This is a genomic window from Lentzea fradiae (assembly GCF_900100955.1).
Taxonomy (GTDB): Bacteria; Actinomycetota; Actinomycetes; order Mycobacteriales; family Pseudonocardiaceae; genus Lentzea; species Lentzea fradiae.
This window is the reverse complement of sequence record NZ_FNCC01000003.1, coordinates 490,579-509,720: the sequence shown is the minus strand read 5'-3', so window position 1 is coordinate 509,720 and position 19,142 is coordinate 490,579. Positions and strand designations below refer to the sequence as shown.

The 19,142-nt window shown below is 71.7% G+C and carries 20 protein-coding genes; 8 read left to right on the top strand and 12 right to left on the bottom strand.

From position 1 onward, the window contains the following. Positions 1 to 90: 90 nt before the first annotated feature. Positions 91 to 951, top strand: coding sequence for an ABC transporter ATP-binding protein (locus BLT23_RS09590; protein ID WP_090047697.1), 861 nt, complete (start codon positions 91 to 93; stop codon positions 949 to 951). After that, a complete protein-coding gene (locus BLT23_RS09585; protein WP_090047695.1) occupies positions 951 to 1,766 on the top strand; it encodes an ABC transporter permease subunit in 816 nt (271 codons plus the stop codon). The genes BLT23_RS09590 and BLT23_RS09585 overlap by 1 nt, the downstream gene beginning before the upstream one ends. A 341-nt stretch (positions 1,767 to 2,107) precedes the next feature. On the opposite strand, the gene BLT23_RS09580 is transcribed toward BLT23_RS09585, so the two are convergent. From BLT23_RS09580 to BLT23_RS09565, 4 genes are read right to left on the bottom strand one after another with little or no spacing between them, the layout of a single operon-like run. After that, a complete protein-coding gene (locus tag BLT23_RS09580; RefSeq protein WP_245743850.1) occupies positions 2,108 to 3,142 on the bottom strand; it encodes a molybdopterin-dependent oxidoreductase in 1,035 nt (344 codons plus the stop codon). After that, complete coding sequence (locus tag BLT23_RS09575) at positions 3,139 to 3,735, bottom strand: methyltransferase domain-containing protein (protein ID WP_425434366.1); 597 nt, start codon at positions 3,733 to 3,735, stop codon at positions 3,139 to 3,141. Before BLT23_RS09575 ends, BLT23_RS09580 begins: the two co-directional genes overlap by 4 nt. Continuing rightward, on the bottom strand, positions 3,735 to 4,370 hold the full coding sequence (locus BLT23_RS09570; protein ID WP_090047689.1) for a TIGR04282 family arsenosugar biosynthesis glycosyltransferase: 636 nt from the start codon (positions 4,368 to 4,370) through the stop codon (positions 3,735 to 3,737). Before BLT23_RS09570 ends, BLT23_RS09575 begins: the two co-directional genes overlap by 1 nt. After that, positions 4,367 to 5,005 carry a glycosyltransferase family 2 protein gene (locus BLT23_RS09565; RefSeq protein WP_090047687.1) on the bottom strand — a complete coding sequence of 213 codons (639 nt, stop codon included), beginning with the start codon at positions 5,003 to 5,005 and terminating at the stop codon, positions 4,367 to 4,369. The genes BLT23_RS09570 and BLT23_RS09565 overlap by 4 nt, the downstream gene beginning before the upstream one ends. Positions 5,006 to 5,126: 121 nt before the next feature. Here BLT23_RS09565 and BLT23_RS09560 point away from each other — a divergent pair, with 121 nt between their 5' ends. Further along, positions 5,127 to 6,305 carry a hypothetical protein gene (locus BLT23_RS09560; protein ID WP_245743849.1) on the top strand — a complete coding sequence of 393 codons (1,179 nt, stop codon included), beginning with the start codon at positions 5,127 to 5,129 and terminating at the stop codon, positions 6,303 to 6,305. Here the strand turns inward: BLT23_RS09560 and BLT23_RS09555 are convergent. The 4 genes from BLT23_RS09555 to BLT23_RS09540 form a co-directional block, all read right to left on the bottom strand. Next, complete coding sequence (locus tag BLT23_RS09555) at positions 6,292 to 7,332, bottom strand: NAD-dependent epimerase/dehydratase family protein (RefSeq protein WP_090047682.1); 1,041 nt, start codon at positions 7,330 to 7,332, stop codon at positions 6,292 to 6,294. The two genes, BLT23_RS09560 and BLT23_RS09555, sit on opposite strands and share 14 nt — an antisense overlap. Before the next feature lie 45 nt (positions 7,333 to 7,377). Next, entirely contained in the window at positions 7,378 to 8,685 is a 1,308-nt protein-coding gene (locus BLT23_RS09550) for a HAMP domain-containing sensor histidine kinase (RefSeq protein ID WP_090047679.1), read from the bottom strand. Further along, positions 8,682 to 9,353: a response regulator transcription factor gene (locus BLT23_RS09545; protein WP_090047676.1), complete on the bottom strand. Its 672-nt coding sequence runs from the start codon at positions 9,351 to 9,353 to the stop codon at positions 8,682 to 8,684. The genes BLT23_RS09550 and BLT23_RS09545 overlap by 4 nt, the downstream gene beginning before the upstream one ends. A gap of 81 nt (positions 9,354 to 9,434) precedes the next feature. Further along, a complete protein-coding gene (locus BLT23_RS09540; RefSeq protein ID WP_090047674.1) occupies positions 9,435 to 10,601 on the bottom strand; it encodes a beta-1,3-glucanase family protein in 1,167 nt (388 codons plus the stop codon). A gap of 85 nt (positions 10,602 to 10,686) precedes the next feature. Here BLT23_RS09540 and BLT23_RS09535 point away from each other — a divergent pair, with 85 nt between their 5' ends. From BLT23_RS09535 to BLT23_RS09520, 4 genes are all read left to right on the top strand, one after another. Next, positions 10,687 to 11,658: an alcohol dehydrogenase catalytic domain-containing protein gene (locus BLT23_RS09535; protein WP_090047672.1), complete on the top strand. Its 972-nt coding sequence runs from the start codon at positions 10,687 to 10,689 to the stop codon at positions 11,656 to 11,658. A gap of 329 nt (positions 11,659 to 11,987) precedes the next feature. Then, a complete protein-coding gene (locus BLT23_RS09530) occupies positions 11,988 to 12,911 on the top strand; it encodes a LysR family transcriptional regulator (protein ID WP_090047670.1) in 924 nt (307 codons plus the stop codon). A 107-nt stretch (positions 12,912 to 13,018) separates the two neighbouring features. Next, positions 13,019 to 13,717 (top strand): SDR family NAD(P)-dependent oxidoreductase, encoded by a 699-nt coding sequence (locus BLT23_RS09525; RefSeq protein WP_090047668.1) that lies wholly within the window; start codon positions 13,019 to 13,021, stop codon positions 13,715 to 13,717. 1 nt (position 13,718) lies between these two features. Beyond that, positions 13,719 to 14,057: a YybH family protein gene (locus BLT23_RS09520; protein WP_090047666.1), complete on the top strand. Its 339-nt coding sequence runs from the start codon at positions 13,719 to 13,721 to the stop codon at positions 14,055 to 14,057. Between the two features lie 180 nt (positions 14,058 to 14,237). Here the strand turns inward: BLT23_RS09520 and BLT23_RS09515 are convergent, their stop codons facing one another. The 4 genes from BLT23_RS09515 to BLT23_RS09500 are packed head-to-tail and all read right to left on the bottom strand — an operon-like array spanning position 14,238 to position 18,211. After that, positions 14,238 to 16,571, bottom strand: a complete 2,334-nt coding sequence (locus BLT23_RS09515) for a glycoside hydrolase family 65 protein (protein ID WP_090047664.1) — start codon at positions 16,569 to 16,571, stop codon at positions 14,238 to 14,240. Continuing rightward, positions 16,568 to 17,245, bottom strand: a complete 678-nt coding sequence (locus BLT23_RS09510; protein ID WP_090047662.1) for an HAD family hydrolase — start codon at positions 17,243 to 17,245, stop codon at positions 16,568 to 16,570. Before BLT23_RS09510 ends, BLT23_RS09515 begins: the two co-directional genes overlap by 4 nt. Before the next feature lie 7 nt (positions 17,246 to 17,252). Further along, positions 17,253 to 17,477, bottom strand: a complete 225-nt coding sequence (locus BLT23_RS09505; RefSeq protein ID WP_090047660.1) for a hypothetical protein — start codon at positions 17,475 to 17,477, stop codon at positions 17,253 to 17,255. A gap of 44 nt (positions 17,478 to 17,521) precedes the next feature. Beyond that, positions 17,522 to 18,211 (bottom strand): VIT1/CCC1 transporter family protein, encoded by a 690-nt coding sequence (locus BLT23_RS09500; protein ID WP_090047658.1) that lies wholly within the window; start codon positions 18,209 to 18,211, stop codon positions 17,522 to 17,524. A 150-nt stretch (positions 18,212 to 18,361) separates the two neighbouring features. Between BLT23_RS09500 and BLT23_RS09495 the strand changes: the two genes are divergently transcribed. Then, on the top strand, positions 18,362 to 19,006 hold the full coding sequence (locus BLT23_RS09495; protein WP_176946664.1) for a hypothetical protein: 645 nt from the start codon (positions 18,362 to 18,364) through the stop codon (positions 19,004 to 19,006). The last annotated feature ends 136 nt before the right edge of the window (positions 19,007 to 19,142 follow it).

The following is a 19,142-nucleotide window of genomic DNA, read 5'->3' as shown; positions in this document are numbered from 1 at the left end:
CCATACGACCGGGGACGTACGCAGATGTGCGTATCTTCATGACGCTCCGGTGCGGACGCCTCCGCGTCCTCGCACGGCCACAGTTGAGCCATGATCGTGACGACGGAGAAGCTGACGAAGCGCTACGGCGACCGCGCCGTGGTGGACGGGGTCAGTCTGTCCGTGCGGCGGGGCGAGGTCTACGGGTTCCTCGGTCCCAACGGCGCGGGCAAGACGACCACGATCCGCATGCTGCTGGGGCTCGTGAAGCCGACCAGCGGCACGGCCCGCGTGCTGGGGGAGGCGCCGGGCACCCCGAAGGCGTTGCTCCGGGTCGGGTCGCTCATCGAGGGCCCCGGTTTCTACCCCTACCTGTCCGGGCGGGACAACCTGCGCGTGCACGCCGCCCGCCGGGGCGTGAGGGCCGAGCAGGTCGAGACCGCGCTGGAGCAGGTCGACCTGCTGGGCGCGGCGGGCGAGAAGTTCCGCCGGTACTCCCTCGGCATGAAGCAACGGCTCGGCGTGGCGGCGGCGCTGCTCGGACGGCCGGAGCTGCTGGTCCTGGACGAGCCGACGAACGGCCTCGACCCGGCGGGCATGGCCGACATGCGCGAGCTGGTCAGGGCGCTCGCCGCGCAGGGCCAGACGGTGCTGCTGTCGAGCCACCTGCTCGGCGAGGTCGAGGAGATCTGCGACCGGGTCGGCGTGATCGCGAACGGGAAGCTCGTCGCGGAGAGCACCGTCGACCAGCTGCGCGGCGACACCGTGCTGCTGGTCAGGGCGGACCCGATCGAGAAGGCGCACGTGCTCGTGGAGGGCAGCGAGCTGCACGGCGACGTGCTGCACGTGCGGGAGGCGGACACGGGCGCGCTGGTGCGGACGCTCGTGCACGCCGATGTGGACGTGCTGGAGGTCCGGCCGCTGCGCCGGACGCTGGAAGAGGTCTTCTTCGAGATGACGGGAGCGGCGTGATGGGCAGCGTGAAGGCGGAGCTGCTGAGGCTCTGGAAGTGGCCGGCGACGTGGGTGCTGATCGGCGTCTGGCTGGTCATGACGCTGTCGTTCGGCTACGTGTTCAACTACATCGCCCTCGACGGCGGCGGGAACGCGCGCGGCATGTCCCAGCAGCAGCTGGTGAGCGCGATGCAGCCGGAGAACGTCGGCGCGGCCGTCGTGCGCGGCCTGCCGATGTTCGGCGGCGCCATCATCCTCGTGCTCGCGGCGCTGGCGGTGGGCAGCGGCTACGGCTGGGGCACCTGGAAGACCACGCTGACCGCCGGACCGAGCCGGGTCTCGGCGATGGCGGGCACGCTCGGGGCGCTGGCGGTCGTCGTGGTCGTCCTGGTGGCGCTGACGTTCGCGGCCGACCTGGCCGCGGCGGTCACCGTGGCGTCGCTGGAGGGCTGGGACTGGAGCCTGCCCGGCTGGGCCGCCGTCGAGGCGCTCGGCGCGTCACTGCTGATCGCCGCGATGTGGACGGCGTTCGGCGTGTTCCTCGGCGTCGTCACGAAGGGGCCCGCGCTGGCCGTCGGTCTCGGCCTGATGTGGGCCGTCGTCACCGAGAACCTGCTGCGCGGCGTGGGGTCGCTGCTCGGGCCGGTCGAGTCGCTGACCGAGGTCCTGCCAGGAGGGACGGCGGGCAACCTCGCCGGTGCGGTCGGCGGCTCCGGGGCGCCCGGCGTGCTCACGAACCTCAGCGGCACCACCGCCGCCCTGCTCCTCCTCGGCTACGTCGTGGTGTTCACGGGCGCGGCGACGCTGCTGAAGGTGCGCCGCGACCTCGTATAGGGCCACTCCGGCCCACACCACGCCGAGCACGGCCGCGACCGACACGGGGTAGTCGCGGTCGTGCAGACCGGGGTTGACCGGTCCGCTGAACTCCCGCCACAGCAACGGGAACGCGATCAGCAGCACGATCCCGGACGTCGTGAGCCCCACGCCGACCGACGGCCGCCGCACGACGAACCCGGCGGCGCCGACCAGTGGCGCGACCACGAAGTCGTGCAGCACGACCCCGCCGCCGAGCCACAGCAGCAGTTCGAGGGTGACCTGGGGGAGCAGCAGCCACGCACCCCACGCGCCCAGCGCCACGCCCAGAGCACCCAGTGCGTACCTCACAGCACCTCCCCTCACAGGATCTCCAGCGACGTGACCCACTTCGTCTGCAACACGCCGGGCCGGTTCGGGGCGATCAGGCGGCACGGGTAGCCGTGGTCCGGGCTGAGCTCCTCGCCGTCGAGCCGCAACGCGAGCAGCGTCAACGGGTCCCGCGCGAACACCTCCGGCAGCGTGGACGCCCGGTACAGCCCGTCCTTCTCCAGCGACTCGACCCGGACGTCGCCACCGCTGACGAGGTCGGCGACCCGCACGCCGGTCCAGGTGGCGTTCTGGCTCCACCCCTCGACGCACGCGATGGGCAGCTCGACGGTCGTCTGCGGCATCGCCCGCAGCTCCGCCAGCGAGTAGGTCTTCCCGCCCGCCTTCAGCCGCCAGTCCGGTGGCACGACGACGTTCGCGGCTTTCGCGGTCCGGTTCACCGGCAGGGCGCCGTCCGACCGCCAGGCCAGCACCGAGACCTTGCGCAGCCACGGCACCGTGACACCGGCCGTCGTCACGACCGCGACCCCGGCGGTGAGGGCGGTCGTGCGCAGGAAAGCCCTGCGGGACAGGATGGTCCGCTCGTCGGACGCGGGTTCGAGACTTCTCCTGATCACAGGGATCTTCACGGCGATGTGCACGAGCAGCGCACCGGTCACGATCCACGCCACGGCGTAGTGCGCGGTGGGGAAGTAGAACGGCCACGGGTAGTTCTGGGCCGCGTTGAACAGGCCGGTCACCAGCTCGAAGAACGCCGCCGCGACGAGCACGAGGATCGAGCCGCGCTCCAGCGCGTGCGGCACGTTCCTGACCGGCGGCCGTTCGAACAGCTTCGGGTAGACGGACCACAGCTTGGCCAGCAGCAACGGGATCGACGCGACACCGGACAGCACGTGCACGCCCTGGGTGACGCGGTAGAGACCGGCCGGACGGGCCGGCCACGGCCAGTCGTGCTGCACGCCGTGGCTGATCAGGCCGGTGAGGAAGCACAACCCGAACGCGATGCCCAGCCAGGTCCCGATCCGGCTGGTCACCCCGGCGTGGTGCGCGGGTGCCCGGAACCTCACAGCCTCTCCCAGCACGCGAACCAGCGACCGCCGAGCTCTTCGTGCCACAGCGGGAAGAAGCCGTCGGCGGCGAGCGACCCGGCGTCCGTCCACGCCCACGGGAACCAGCCGCTGTGGCGGCCGTCGCTGCGCACGCGGGCTTCCCCGACGGTCAGTCCCGAGCCGGGCTGCTCGACCTCGGCGACGACCGTGCCGCCGGGCCGGAGCAGGGCCCGCACGCGCTGCAGCAGCGTCTCGGGGTCGCCGCCGATGCCGATGTTGCCGTCGGCGAGCAGGACGTGCTGCCAGCGCCCTTCGCCCGGCAGCGGCTCGAACACGTCCCGGCACAGCGCGAGGCCGCCCCGCGCGGTGGTGCGGCGGACGGCCTCGGGGGACACGTCGACGCCGAGCGCCTGCACACCCCTGGTCAGCAGCGCGGTGACGAGCCGGCCGGGTCCGCACCCGACGTCGACGGTGGGGCCCGTGCAGGCGTCGAGCAGGACCGCGTCACCTCCGGCGGCGTCGGCCTGCCAGCGGGCGACGGAGAGCTCGCGCGGGCTGGTGCCGGGCAGGTCGAGCCAGCTGGGGCGACCCTTCAGGGCCTGGTCGAACATCATCGGGGGACCGCCGCGATCTCGGTCAGCGCGGCGGCGAACCGGCCGTGCGGGACCAGGGCCGCGACCGCGCGGGCGTCGGCCATCGTGTCCACATCGGACAGCACCGGCAGGGTCCGCACCCGCAGTCCCGCCAACGCCTCCAGCGTCCGTGCGCCGGTGTCCGCGCGTGACATCGGCACGTCCCGCAACACCGCGGCCCGCAGCGGGTCCTGGAGCCCGAGCGCCCACCAGCCGCCGTCCTCCGCGAACCCCAGCGCCGCCTCGCCGAACGTCGCCGCCGACGCCAGCAGCTCGGGTGTCACCTGCGGCGTGTCCATCCCGATCTGCAGCACCGGCATCCCGTACGCCGCCACGTCGGCGTGCGCGTTCACCAGCCGTTCGGCGAAGGTCTCACCCCGCTGCGGGATCAGCACGCACTCGGACAGCGCGTCCCGCACGTCCTCCCGCAGCACCACCCCGGCCAGCGCCACGACGGGCACGGCGTCCGGCGTGTTCACGACGGCGGTCAGCGTGTCCAGCAACGCCGCCGCCGCGACGTCGGCGGCCTCCTCGGGCGTCAGCGGCGGGCACAGCCGCGTCTTCACCTGGCCGGGGACCGGTGACTTGGCCATGACCAGCAGGCAGAACCTCATCGCAGCACTCCCGCCATGTCCCGCGCCGCCCGCAGCGTGCCGCGCACCGAACCGGAGACCTTCGACCGCGTGCCGGCGGCCCGCGGCCGGTACGCCACGTCGACCTCCCGCACCCGCCAGCCCGCCGCCGCGGCCCGCACCAGCAGTTCCAACGGGTAGCCGAACGCGCGGTCGCGCACGTCCAGCTCCAGCAACGCTTCCCGGCGGCACACCCGCAGCGGCGCGATGTCGTGCACGTCGAGGCCGCGGCGCCGCAGCAGCGACGAGATCACGGCGTTGCCTGCTCGCGCGTGCCACGGCCACACGCCCGCGCGCACCGGCTTCCGCCTCCCCACGACGAGATCGGCGCCGTCGAGCAGCGCGGCCATCCCGGGCAGCTCGCCCAGGTCCAGCGACCCGTCGGCGTCGGCGAACCCGACGACGTCCGACGTGGCGGCGAGCAGGCCGGCGTGCACGGCGGAGCCGTAGCCGCGGGCCGGTTCGCGCACGACCAGCGCGCCGCAGGAGGCGGCCACCTCGGGTGAGCCGTCGGTGGAGCCGTTGTCGACGACGATCGCGCGGTGGCCGGGAGGCAGGGAAGCGAGGACCGCGGGCAGTGCGGCGGCCTCGTCCAAGCAGGGCAACACGACATCCATGCGTCCACCCTGGACCACCGGAAAGCCTTGTGGTGCTTACGGAATTGTGACGCGCGAAAGAGTTCTTACGGTTGTCTTGCGAGCCCTGCGGCCGCGGCTCCGACCCCCTAGGTTGGGCGCGGTGCGTCTAGTCATCGCCGGTTCGCTCCTCGCCGAGGCAGTCGTCGTCGGGTTCCTCGTCAACGCCTCCGACCCGCACGTCCTCTACGCCGCGGCGGCACCGCTGTTCGGGAACTGGCAGCCGCACGTCGGCCCCGGCACGCCCGCCGCGGTCCTGATCGCGTTCCTGGTGGTGGCGAAGGGACCGGAGCTCGCACGGCACCGGTTCGCATTGCCGATCGCCTACGCCGCGGCGACGGCGTTCACCCTGTCGCTCGCGCTGGTCGACGGCTGGGACCGGTTCGTCACCAGGCTCACGACCGACGACGAGTACCTGCACGAGGTTCCCGGCGTCACCGACGTCCCGGCGATGCTGCGCGGGTTCGCCGCCCGCATCCCGGACTTCCAGCCGGACTCGTGGACCACCCACGTCTCGGGGCACCCGCCGGGCGCGCTGCTCACGTTCGTCGGGCTCGACCGGATCGGGCTGGGCGGGGGAGCGGCGGCGTCGCTGTTCTGCGTCCTGGCCGGGTCGCTCGTCGTCGTGGCGATCCCGAAAGCCATCGGCGACAACGCGGTGCTGCCGTTCCTCGTGCTGTTCCCCGGCGCGGTGTGGGTCGGGGCGTCGGCGGACGGCATGTTCATGGGCATCGCGGCGGTGGGCATCTACCTGCTCACCCGGTGGCCGTTGCTCGGCGGGATCGTGCTGGGCTGGTGCCTGTTCCTGTCCTACGGCCTGGTGCTGCTCGCCCCGCTCGCGTTGGTGGCGGTGTGGCGCAAGGAGGATCTGGTCCGCCGGATCGGGCTCGCCGCCGTGGGCGTCCTCGCGGTCGTCGTGGCGTTCGCGGTGGCCGGGTTCTGGTGGTTCGAGGGGTACGAGCTCGTGCAGGTCCGCTACTACCAGGGCATCGCCGACACCCGCCCGTACTGGTACTGGGTGTGGGCGAACCTCGCGGCGCTGGTGCTGGTCATCGGCCCGGCCGGGATCAAGGGGCTGGGCAGGGACAAGTGGGTGCTCGCGGCGGCCGTCGCGATCCTGGCCGCGGACCTGTCCGGGCTCAGCAAGGCCGAGACCGAACGGATCTGGCTGCCGTTCGCGGTCTGGCTGCTGGTGGGCACCGCGAAGCTCGACCGGAGGTGGCTCACCGCCCAGGCGCTGACCGCCCTGGCGGTGAACCACCTGGTCCTCACGAACTGGTGACGGACTCCCGCTGAGCGGCGTTGGCGAAGGACCGCACGCCCTCCTCGAAACCGACCCGCGCCTCGAAACCCAGCACGTCCAACGCTTTCGCGGGCGAAGCGACGACGTGCCGCGCGTCGCCGGGACGAGCGCCGCCGACGATCTCCGGCGCCGGGCCGTCGCACGCCTCCGCCAGCGCGAACGCGAGGTCGCCGATCGTGTGCGGGGAGCCGGAGCAGACGTTCACCGCCTCGAAACCGGGCCGCGGCGACTCCAGCGCGAGCACGTTGGCCCGCGCCACGTCGGTGACGTGCACGAAGTCGCGCCGCTGGCGGCCGTCCTCCATCACGCGCGGCGCCACGCCGTTCTGCAGTGCGGACCGGAAGATCGACGCCACGCCCGCGTACGGGGTGTCGCGCGGCATCCGCGGCCCGTAGACGTTGTGGTACCGCAACGCCCACACGCTCCCGCCGGTCTGCCGCGCCCAGGCCACGGCGAGGTGTTCCTGCGCCAGCTTCGTGGCGGCGTAGGTGCTGCGCGGCTCCAGCGGCGCGTCCTCGGGCACCAGCTCCGACACCACGAAGTCGCCGCAGAAGCACCTCGGCTCGTACACGCCGCGGGCCAGGTCCGCGGCGGACCGCTCGGCGCGGACGATCCCGTGCGACAGGCAGCGGTACCGCCCCTCGCCGTAGACGACCATCGACGACGCCAGCACCAGCCGGGACACGCCCTCCCGGTGCATCTCGGCCAGCAGCACCGCCGTGCCGAGGTCGTTGTGCCGCGCGTAGGAGGGCGCGTCGAACGGGTCGACGCCGTGCCCGACCATCGCCGCCTGGTGACAGACGGCGTCCACTGTGGACAGGAGGGGCCGCAGCACGTCCGGGTCGGTGACGTCGCCGGTCACCAGTTCGTGGTCCAGCACGGGGACGGAGCCGTGAGCCTCGGGCAGCAACGCGTCCAGCAGCACGCAGTCGTGGCCCTGTGCGGTCAGCTCGTCCGCGACGTGCGACCCGATGAACCCGGCTCCGCCGGTGATCAGTACTCGCATGGACCGACCGTAGGACCGCCCGCCGCGCCCGGCGTGCTCCCGGCGTTAGCCGTCAGAACTCCGTAAGACCATCTCGACCACGAACCGCGCCCCCACCGGTGACCTGCCCTCCACCCAGACGCGCCCGCCGAGCCGGTGCACGTGCTCGCGGACCAGCGCGAGCCCCAGCCCGCTGCCCGTGTCGTCGCCGCGGCTGCCCGCCATCACACCGCGCGCGAACCGTTCGAAGACCTCCTCCCGCAGGTCCTCCGGCACGCCCGGCCCCGCGTCCTCGACGCTCAGCCGGACCCGGTCCCCGCACGTCCGCACCCGGACCAGCACCGCGCCGCCCGCGTGCCGCTCGGCGTTGTCCAGCAGGTTCGTCAGCACCCGGTCGAGGCGGCGCCGGTCGCCGAGGACCACGGCGGGCTCCAGGTCCAGCGGCACCGGCTCGCGAGCCGCGACGACGTCGCGCACCAACGCGTCCAGCGCGATCTCCTCCGGCGGCGGGTCGTCGGTCTGGTCGGCCCGCGAGATCTCCAGCAGGTCGACGACCATCCGCGCGAACCTGTCGACCTCCGACGTCAGCAGCTCCAGCGCCGTGCCCGCCGTGCCGCGCAGGTGCTCGCCGCGCCGCCGCAGCACCGCGCCCGCGTTCACCATCGTCGTCAGCGGCGACCGCAGCTCGTGCGAGACGTCCGACGCGAACCGCGCGTCCCGCAACGCCCGCTGCTCCAGCGCCTGCGCCGTCGAGTTGAACTTGGCCGCCAGCGCCGCCAGGTCGGGGTCGTCCTGGTCGGGCAGCCGGGCGCGCAGGTCGCCACCGGCGATCCTCCCGGCGGCGCTGCCCAGCTCCGCCAGCGGTCTCAGCGCCCGTTTCGACGCCCACCCGCCGAGCGCCACGCCGAGCAGCGCTGCCCCGGCCGTCGCCGCGGCCAGCGCCAGGCCGAGGAACGTGAACGTCCGGTGCAGGTGCCGCAGCCCGAACAGCTCGACGTAGACGTCCTCGCCCGGCAACGGCAGCGCCACCACGAGCATCGGCGCCCCGTCCACGGTGATGCGCGCGGTGCCCGGCGGCCGGTCCAGCAGCGCCGCGGGGAGCAGGGCGGGGTCGACCGGACGGCCCGCCGAACGCGTCCCGCGCGGCCCGAGCACCAGGATCGCCGAGTCCGGCCCCGTCAGCAGGTCGCTGAGGGCGGTGGACGTCGTGGCCAGGCGCGCGTCGAGTTCGGCCTGCCTGGTCGCGCTCGCCTCCCGCTGCCGCAGCAGGTAGCCGGTGGCGAGGTTCCAGGTGGAGAGCGCGAGGACGCCCGTGACGACCAGCAGGCCCAGGGTGAACGAGAGGGTGACGCGGCGGCGCAGCGTGAGCCTCACGAGGGGATCCGGTAGCCGGAACCGCGCACGGTGAGCACCAGCTGCGGGTGGTCGGGGTTCGCCTCCACCTTTCGGCGGAGCCTTCTTATGTGCACGTCCAGCAACCGGGTGTCACCGAAGTAGTCGTAACCCCAGACCTTGTGCAGCAGCTGTTCTCTGGTGACGATTCGCCCGCCCGCACCAGCGAGTTCCAGCAACAGCCGGAATTCGGTCCTGGTGAGGTGAACGCGTTCGCCCGCACGGTGCACGAGCCCTTCCTGCGGACGGATTTCCAGATCCCCGACCCGAACCGCGTCCCGGCCGGGACCGCGCCGTCTCAACAACGCGCGGACACGGGCCGCGAGAACGTCTCCCATCAACGGTTTCGTGACGTAGTCGTCCGCTCCCGCCTCCAGCCCCGCGATCATGTCACGGGCGTCCGCCCGCGCCGTGACCACGATGATGGGCAGGTCACCACGGGCCCGGAGGGTCCGCACGACGTCCAGGCCGTCGAGGCCGGGAAGGGTCAGGTCGACCAGCACCACGTCGAAGGGCTCGGCGTCGAGCCGGCGCAACGCCACTTCGCCCGAACCCGCCTCGTCGACCGCGAAACCCTCGTCGGACAAGGCGAGGCTCAACGCCTGCCGGATTCGCTCGTCGTCTTCGACCAGCAGGACCCGTACGCACACGGAAACTCCACTGTGTGAAAGCCGCGGCGACGGCTCTCACACAGTGGAGCTAAAGTCGATCAAAAGCAAGAACGCTTAGGGTTAAAATGCGGTCAGCGTGATTTTTGCCGAACGCGGGTTCGGTTCGTGGACAAGTGACTCGAAGCCGCCGACGTCGTCGAAGGCGAAGCCGTAGGCCCGGCCGTCGGCCATGTTGGCGTGCACGATCCGCGAGAAGTGGTTCGCCGTCGCGCGGGTGTAGAACTCGCTCGCGTCGTAGGTCGGCTGGGTGTGCAGGAAGCCCAGCGTCGAGCGGTGCAGCGCCGCGCACAGCGAGCGTGCGATGGCACCCACTTCGTCGTTCGGCGCGAAGAGCTTGCCGTCGCAGTTGAGCACGTCACGGGTGGACGGCTGCTGGAACTCCCCGACCTGCTCGCCTGCGGCGTTGGTGAACCGCATGACGCCGCCGCTGACGCGTCCGGTGTACTTGCGGTCCGGTTCCGACTGGTAAGGCACGACGGTCAGCGGCGTGTTCTCATACGTCGACCAGACGCTGCTGACGTAGTCCTGGAAGTACGTGCCGGAGAACAGGCCCTCGTCGAGCCCCTTGCTCGGGTTGAGCGCGCGCAGCCGGGTGCCGTCGGACCGGGTGTAGATGAGCTTCGCCCAGTCGCCACCGGCCTGCTCGAGCTGGTCGAAGACCTGGTTCCGCCCGTTCGCCACGAGCTCACCCGCCTTCTTCGTGGCGCCGCTCTGCGACGTGACCTCCACGGAGTGCGGCACGGCGAACATGTCCACCTGCGAGCTGTTGAGCCACAGGCCGCCGTTGTCGAAGGTGAGCTCGCTCCAGTCGAACAGGACGTCGCGGTTCGGGTCGCCGCCCGCCCACGGTGCCGGCTGCACGAGCCCGCCGGGGACGAGGCCGAACTTCAGCTTGTCCCGGAAGGCCAGGTAGATGCGGCCTCCGCCCAGGTTGAGCGGGATCTGGACGGTCTTGCTGGTCCCGTTGGCCGGGCCGGGGATCGAGAAGTCGGGAGCGGGGGAGGGCGGGTTGGTGCCGCCGGTCCACGGGGTGAACTGGCCGCTCTCGTTCACGTAGCCGAGGCGTCCGTTGTAGACGCCGGTGATGTAGAGGTGGACCGCTTCGGAGCGGCCCGAGTTGTTGGTGATGGTGAGCGGGAGCTGGCTCGGTGGAGCCGCTTGCACGGGCGCGGACATCGTTGTCAGCCCTAGTAGGGCCGATGTCGCGAGCAGCAGGAGCTTGCGCATCGGTCTATCTCCTCACTGAGACAGGGTTGCGTGAGAGCGCTCTCATACTCGGCGGATCGCGGTCCATCTGTCAAGAATGGTCCCTATGCGAGCGTTGATTGTGGATCTTGCACGACCCGGTTCCCTGGCGTTGTCCGAACTGCCCGACCCGGTGCCGGGACCAGGCGATCTGCTGGTCGAGGGACTGGCCGTCGGCATCTGCGGGACGGACCGCGAAATCGTCCGCGGCGAGTTCGGCGTGGGGGAGCGGCTGGTGATCGGTCACGAGTCGCTCGGCCGCGTGATCAGCGGACCGGGCTTCGATCCGGGAACATTGGTGGCGGGGGTGGTCAGAAGACCGGACCCCGTGCCGTGCGTGGCCTGTGCGCGCGGCGAGTTCGACATGTGCCGCAACGGCCGCTACACCGAGCGCGGCATCACCGGCGTCGACGGCTACGCGTCCACGCTGTGGACGGTGCCCGCCTCCTACGCGGTGGCCGTCGGCTCCGAGACCGGGGTGCTCGTCGAACCGGCGTCGGTGGTGGTCAAGGCGTGGGAACGGCTCGACCGGCTCGCGCTGTTCCCGTTCGAGAGCGTGCTGGTGACCGGTGCGGGCCCGATCGGGCTGCTGGCGGCGCTGGTCGGCGTGCAGCGCGGGCTCGACGTGCACGTCTTCGACCTGGCGAAGGACGGCGTCAAACCGGCGCTGGTCGAGTCGCTCGGCGCGACCTACCACCGCGAGCTGCCGGACCACCCCGTCGTGATCGAGGCGACCGGCGCGCCGCGGCTCGTCGCCCGGCTGCTCGGCCGTGACCTGGTGTGTTTGACCGGTGTGCCGTCCACCGAGGTCGTGCCCGTCGACCTGGGACAGTCCAACCGGGACCTGGTGCTGCGCAACGGGATCGTGTTCGGCACCGTCAACGCGAACGTGCGGCACTACCGGGAGGCCGCCGCCGTGCTCGACCGGGCCGACGACGAGTGGCTGTCGGCGATGATCACCCGCCGGGTGCCGCTGGAGTCGTACCCCGAGGCGTTCGAGCAGCGGCCGGACGACGTGAAGGTGGTGCTGGAGCTGTGAGCGCGGACGGCAGGGCGATCGCGGCGTCGTAGCCGTGGTGCGGCAGCGGGGCAGCGACGAGCGGGCCGGCCACCCGGCCCGCCGAGTACCCCGCTGTCAGCACCGCCGCCGCCTGCGGAAACCCCAGTTCGGCGCCCGTCCGCAGCGTGGTCGACGCGATGCCGAACAGGACACCGTCCGGCACCCGTTCCGGCCGCCAGCGCCGCGGCGGCCTGCCGGGCGCTCACGACCGGCAGGGATCACGCGGACCGGTGCCTGATCCGTCCACTTCGGACAGCGGCGTGTCGGAGAACTCTTTCATGAGAGCCTCAGCCTCCTAGGATGCGGACGTGGAACTGCGCCAGCTCCGGTACTTCGTCGCCGTCGCCGAGGAACTGCACTTCGGCAGGGCCGCGGCACGGCTGCTCATCGCGGGACCGTCGTTGTCACAGCAGATCAAGGCGCTCGAACGCGACCTCGGCGTGCCGCTGTTCACCCGCGACCGCCGCACCGTCGCGCTGACTCCCGCCGGAACGGCGCTGCTGCCGCAGGTGCGGGCACTGCTGGAGCGGGCCGACGAGCTGCACCGGCACGCGCGCCAGCTCTCCGGGTCGCGGCCGGTCAGGATCGGGTACGTCAACTGGCTGCCGCCCGGCCTGACCGAGCGCACGGCCGGGATCGCCCGGCTGTACGTCGACGCGTGGGTGGTCCCATCGCACCAGCAGGCGGCACGAGTGGCGGACGGCAGCCTCGACCTGGCCGTGTGCTGGGTCCGCCGGTCCGACGCCGCCCGGCTCGGCCTGGAGGCGCGGCTGCTCGGCGCCGACCGGCTCTACGCGGTCGCCGTCGGCACCGACACGAGTCCCGTGCGCGCCAAGGACATCGCGGTGCTCGTGGACGACGACGTCACGTCGTGGCAGTCGTGGAACGACTACGCCGAGGAGTTCGCCCGCGACACCGGCGCCGCCGTCCGGCGCATCCACAACGGCGCCATCACCGGGCCCGCGTTCTTCGACCACGTCCGCGACTGCACGACGCCGGTGCTGAACTCGCCGAAGGGGCAGACCACGCCGTTGCCGCCGGACCTCGTCCAGCGGCCCGTCGTCGGCCCCGAGGCGCTGTGGACGTGGTCGCTCGTGCGCCGGGCGGACGAGGTCCGCGCCGACGTGATCGCCGCCGCCGAGGCCATCACCCGGGACGTGGGCGACCTCGGGCTGGGCCGGGACGGCGTCTGGCTGCCCGCCGACGACCCGCACCGGGCGCTGGGAGGCTGAGCCTCCTACGAGAGAGGGAACAGGTCGCAATTCCGCGAGATGAATTCGCGGACGCGCGCCGTTGTGGCTGTCAGTTCCACTTCCCTCCTTCGAAAGCGAGCAGGAAAATGAACAAGGTCGCAATCGTCACGGGTGCATCGCAGGGAATCGGCGCGGCGCTCGTTCCGGCTTATCGCAAGCTCGGCTATTCGGTGGTCGCCGTCTCACGTTCCATCGGGCCGTCCGACGACCCCAAGGTGCTCACGATCCGCGCCGACCTCTCGAAGACCGGCGAGGGCGCGCGGGTCGTGCGGGAGGCGCTGGCGCGCTTCGGCCGGGTCGACTCGCTCGTGAACAACGCGGGCGTCTTCGTCGCCAAGCCGTTCACCGAGTACACCGACGAGGACTTCGCCACCGTCACCGGGACGAACCTCACCGGCTTCTTCGACGTCACGCGCAGCGCCGTCGCCGCGATGGAGAGCACCGGCGGGCACGTCGTCACCGTGTCCACGAGCCTCGTCGACCACGCGCTGTCGGCGGTGCCGGCCGCCCTCGCGTCGCTGACCAAGGGCGGTCTGAACGCCGTCACGAAGTCGCTGGCCGTCGAGTACGCGGCCCGCGGCATCCGGTTCAACACGGTGGCGCTCGGCATCATCAGCACGCCGATGCACGCCCCAGAGACCCACGAGGCGCTCGCCGCACTGCACCCCGCCGGGCGCATCGGCGAGATCTCCGAGGTGGTCGACGCGATCACGTTCCTGGAGCACGCCGGCTTCGTGACGGGCGAGATCCTGCACGTCGACGGCGGCCAGAGCGCGGGGCACTGACATGACGCTCGACGAGGTCATGGACCGGTGGAAGGACGCGGTCGACGCGCACGACCCGGAACGCGTGGCGGCCGGATTCACCGAGGACGCCATTTTTCAGGGCCTCAAGCCGTACGGCGTGGGAAGGGCCGGGATCGCGGCCTACTACGATTCCCAGCCGCTCGGTTTGAAAGCCGCCTACCGGATTCTGGAAACGCGCAGGCTGGCTGACGATCTGGTGCTCGGCTATTTGAGCGTCGATTTCACGTTCGCCGACAGACCGGCGATCGGGGTGCACCTGAGCGTGTTGGTGAAGGACGACCTGATCGCGCACTACCAGGTCTCCCGTCTGCCGGGCTGACCAGGAAAGGTCCCACCTACGAGCCGGTGCTCGGTCTGCCCGACGCCTTCTACCTGCCGCAGTACGTGCTGCTCTTCGTCGGCGTCATCCTGATCCTGCTTCGCCCGTTCGAACGCTTCTTCGCCGGAACCGGACCGGCTGGTCTTCGCCTCGGACGGAGGCGAAGACCAGCCGTCGGGTCTAGCGCCTGCGGGGCTCCCGGCCGAACGGCAGCCGCGGCCGTTCGAGCTCGGGGCACTTCGGGATCGGCACGGTCACCGGCTCCCCGGCCTTGATCGTGATCGGCTCCCCGTGGTGCTTCGTCGTCAGCTCGGTGCCGTCCACGATCCGGTACGTGGCCTCACCGCCGCGCACCTCGACCGCGATCCTGGTGCCCTGGAACGCCATCCGGAACGAGAGCCCGGTCAGCGCGTCCGGCAGCCGCGGCGCGAACGTCAGCTCGCCGCCGTGGTCGCGCATCCCGCCGAACCCGGCCACCAGCGCCGTCCACGCGCCCGCCAGCGAGGCCATGTGCAGGCCGTTGGTGACGTTCTCGTGCAGGTCGTGGAGATCGGTGAACGCCGCCTCGACGAGGTAGTCGAACGCGAGGTCCAGGTGCCCGACCTCCGCCGCCAGCACCGCCTGCGTGCCCGCCGACAACGACGAGTCGCGCACGGTGCGGGCCTCGTAGTAGGCGAAGTTGCGGGCCTTCTCCTCCGCGGTGAACGCGTCACCGCGCACGTGCATCGCGAGGACGAGGTCCGCCTGCTTCACCACCTGGCGGCGGTACAGGTCGAAGTACGGGTAGTTCAGCAACAGCGGGTACTTCTCCGCCGGCGTGTTCTCGAAGTCCCACTCCGCGTGCCTCGTGAAGTTGTCCGCCTGCGGGTGCACCTGGAGCAGCTCGTCGTAGGGCATCGCCATCACGTCGGCCGCCTTGCGCCACGCCGCGATCTCCTCCGCGGACGCGTTCGCCTTGTCCGGGTGGCGTTCCGCGGCGTCGGCGGCCGAGCGCAGGTTCTGCTGGGCGACCAGGTTCGTGTAGACGTTGTTGTCGACGATCGCCGAGTACTCGTCCGGGCCCGTCACCCCGTCGATGCGGAACCCGTCGTGCGGGTCGTGGTGACCGAGAGACATCCACAGCCGCGCCGTCTCCACCAGGATCTCGGTGGCCTCGTCGCGGTCGAACGCCTCGTCGTTCGTGGCGTGCAGGTACTGCTGGACGGCGTAGGCGACGTCACCGGAGACGTGGAACGCCGCCGTGCCCGCGGGCCAGTACGCGCTGCACTCCGCGCCGTTGATCGACCGCCACGGGAACGCGGCGCCCTTGAGTCCCAGCACCTCCGCGCGTTCGCGTGCCTTGTCCAAAGTGGAGTGACGCCAGCGCAGCGCGTCCCGTGCGGCGTCCGGCACCGTGTAGGTGAGGACGGGCAGCACGAACATCTCGGTGTCCCAGAACGCGTGGCCGTCGTAGCCGGGACCGGTGAGGCCCTTGCCGGGGATCGCCCTGGTCTCCCCGCGGGCACCGGCCTGCAGGATGTGGAACAGCGCGAACCGCAGCGCCTGCTGAAGCTCGTCGTCGCCCTCGACCTCGATGTCGGCGACCTCCCAGAAGTCGTCCAGGAACGCCCGCTGCTCCCGCAGCAAGCCCTCCCAGCCGGTCTGGCGCGCGCCCGAGAGCGCGGCCTCCACCTGGGCCCGCAACGCGGGCGTCGACCGCTGGCCGGACCAGCCGTAGGCCAGGTACTTGGTGAGCTTGAGGCAGGTGCCGCCCTTGACGTCGACGGCCGCGGTGTACCGGGCCAGGTCGTCCTCCGCGCGGATCTCCGTGCGCGGTGTGGTGCCCTCCGCGAGCTCGACGGCCTCGATCTCGTGCTCCATCGCGGCGGCCATCCGCAGACCCGACACCTTGGTGTGGTGGCACAGCACCGCGCGCGACTTCTCCGCCATCGTGAAGTCGTTGACCAGCGGCGCGTCCAGGGCCGCGGCGACGCGCGGGTCGCTGCTGCGGCTCTGGATCGGCTCGTTCGCCAGCAGGTCGGACTGCAGGACCAGCTGCAGGTCCTCCTCCGGCTCCACCTCGTAGCGGATCGCGGCGACCGCTCGTTGCGTGAACGACACGAGCCGCTCGCTGCGCACCGTCACCCGGCGGCCCGTCGGCGACTCCCACACCGTGCGGCGGCGCAGCGTGCCGGACCGGAAGTCGAGGACGCGCTCGTGCTCGATCGCGGTGCCGTAGCGCATGTCCAGCGGCTCGTCCTCGACCAGCAGCCGGATGATCTTGCCGTCGGTGACGTTGACGACCGTCTGGCCCGCCTCCGGGTAGCCGTAGCCCGCCTCCCCGTACGGCAGCTGGTGCTGCTCGTAGAAGCCGTTGAGGTAGGTGCCCGGCAGGCCGCGGGGCTCACCCTCGTCGAGCGTGCCGCGCATGCCGATGTGGCCGTTCGACAGCGCGAACGTCGACTCGGTCTGGTGCAGGTTGCCCACCGACAGGCCCTGCCAGCGCAGCTGCCACGGTTCGACCGCGTAGCTCATGACAGCAGCTCGTCGAGCTCGTCGACGACCACGTCGGCGCCGTTGGCCTTCAGGACGTCCCGCTGGTCGCCGCGGTCGACACCGACGACGTAGCCGAACCCGCCGTCACGCCCCGCCCGCACCCCGGCCAGCGCGTCCTCGAAGACGGCCGCGTGCTCCGGTGCGGTCTTGAGCCGTCTCGCGCCCTCGACGAACGAGTCGGGGGCCGGTTTGCCCCTCAGGTTCGACGCGGTGATGACGTTGCCGTCCACCAGCGCGTCGACGTAGTCGAGCAGGTTCCCCGCACGCAGCACGCGCATGGCGTTGGCCGACGACGTGACGACACCGATGGGCAGGCCGGCCTTCCGCGCGGCCTGCAGGTAGCGCACCGACCCCTCGTAGGGGGAGATGCCCTGCTCGTCGATGATCTCGTTCACCAGGTCGTTCTTCTGGTCGCCGATGCGGCGCACCTCGTCCTCCGTCGGGGCGAGGCCGCGTGAGGTGAGGAAGCTGCGGACCCCGTCGTAGCGCGGCTTCCCGTCCACGTAGGCGAGGTAGTCCTGCTCGCCGAACGGCTGCCCCATGGCTTCGAAAGTCTGCCGCCAAGCCTGGCGGTGCAGCACGGCGGTGCTGGTGAGCACGCCGTCGAGGTCGAACAGCAACGCCGTGATCTTCTCCGGGATGCCGAGGCTCATGGGACGATCATGCACCCGTCTCGGCGTCGTCGCCGCGCTCTTCGGCCAGCCGGTCGTCCAGTGGACGCGGATGGGCCTGCTCGTACTCCGTCATCCCGTACTTCGTGGACTCCGACCAGTCCTCCGGAGGGTCCATCGCTCCTTCGAGCGGGTCCTTCTTGAGGTTGTCCTCGTCGAGGCCCTCGAAGCCGTCGGTGTCCTGGGGGACGTACGCGCCACGTTCTTCACTCATGGCCGTTGCTGTACCCACTCCGTCGTCGTCCGATGCTTCGGCCGCTACCCGATGCTCTGCCCCACCAGCGAGCCGATCGCGTAGGTGACGCCCATCGCGATCAGGCCACCGGCGATGTTGCGCACGACCGCGCGCCGCTTGCGGGCCCCGCTCAGCCGCGCGCTGACGAACCCGGTGAGGGCGAGCGCGAGGATCGCGGCGGTGACGGTCACCGGCACGCGCAGGCTCGTCGTCGTGAAGGCGATGGCGGCGAGGGGGAGCAGCGCCCCGACCGTGAACGCGATGAAGCTCGCCACGGCCGCACCCCACGGGTTCGTCAGCTCGTCCGGGTCGATGTGCAGCTCGGCGTCGGCGTGCGCGGCGAGCGCGTCGTGCTCGGTGAGCTGCCGCGCGACCTCCTCGGCCGTGCCGGAGTCGAGGCCCTTGCCCTCGTAGATCTCCTTGAGCTCCTCCAGCTCCTCCTCGGGCATGTCCCGCAGCTCCTGGCGCTCCTTGGCGAGCAGGGCCCGTTCCGCGTCGCGCTGGCTGCTCACCGACACGTACTCACCGCTCGCCATCGACATCGCGCCGGCGAAGAGCCCCGCCAGCCCCGCGACCAGGATCTGGGCCCGGTCCGTCGTGGCCCCGGCGACGCCCACCACGAGGCTCGCGGTCGACACGATGCCGTCGTTCGCCCCGAGCACGCCCGCTCGGAGCCAGTTCATCCGGTCACCGGTGACCTCGTCGTGCGTCATGGCCCGGAGACTAGCGGCGCCAGGGCTGCTCCACTGTGCTGAACGGGTGAGTTTTGCCTGGTCAACAGGCACAGGTTCATTTTTTGTCAGACCCCCGTGGCAGCATGTCGAACAGGTGTTCGTGTGCGTGCTAGAAGGAGGTCAGTCCCGATGCAGTTCGAACCCAGTCGCTGGCCGGGCCGCGTGGTCCCTTCCACCGACGCCGACGTGGACATCGCCGTCGAGTCCCTGTGCGTCAGGGCCTCCTGGCCGGACGCCGACCGCCGCTGGGTGCGGCGCCTGCTCGAGCCGTGGTTCACGGCGGGCTGGAGCGTCGACGCCCTCCTCACCGCCGTCGACACCAAGCCCGACGGCACCCGCCAGGGCCGCCCCCGCTCCAGGGCCCAGGTGGCCCACGAGTTCCTGCGAGCCCGCCTGCGCACCTGGACGGCCGACGGCGCCGGCCTCGCCAGCCCGCCGCTGAAGGGCATGACCCTCGGCGAGTGGTACCGCGTGAACCGCCGCAACGCCGCCCTGCACGCCCCGCGCAGAAGCGCGGCCCTCACCTCCGAGGGCGAACGGGCCCGAGCGGCCTCCCGCGCCCTCGCCCACCGCCGCGACCCGGTCGAACGCAGCCGCGAGAAGGGCAGGCGCCGCCAGGAGGTGCTCGACAGCCTGCTCGTGCCGGGCCAGGAGGCCCCGTCGTTCGCCGACTCGTGGCGCCTGGTGGCGGAGATCGTGCCGGTGCCGCGGGTGTGCTCGGCGTGCGGCCACGTGCGCAACGAGGTGGCCCGACCGGCCCACCGGGTGGCTTAGCCCGAACCGGGCTGACTGGGCTGACCGGGCTCTGGCCGGGCGAGTTGGCCGGGCTGGGTTGGCGAGGTGGGCCGGGCAGGTTGAGCTGGACCGGCGCGCTGAGCTGGACCGGCGCGTTGAGCTGGGCTGGCGCGCT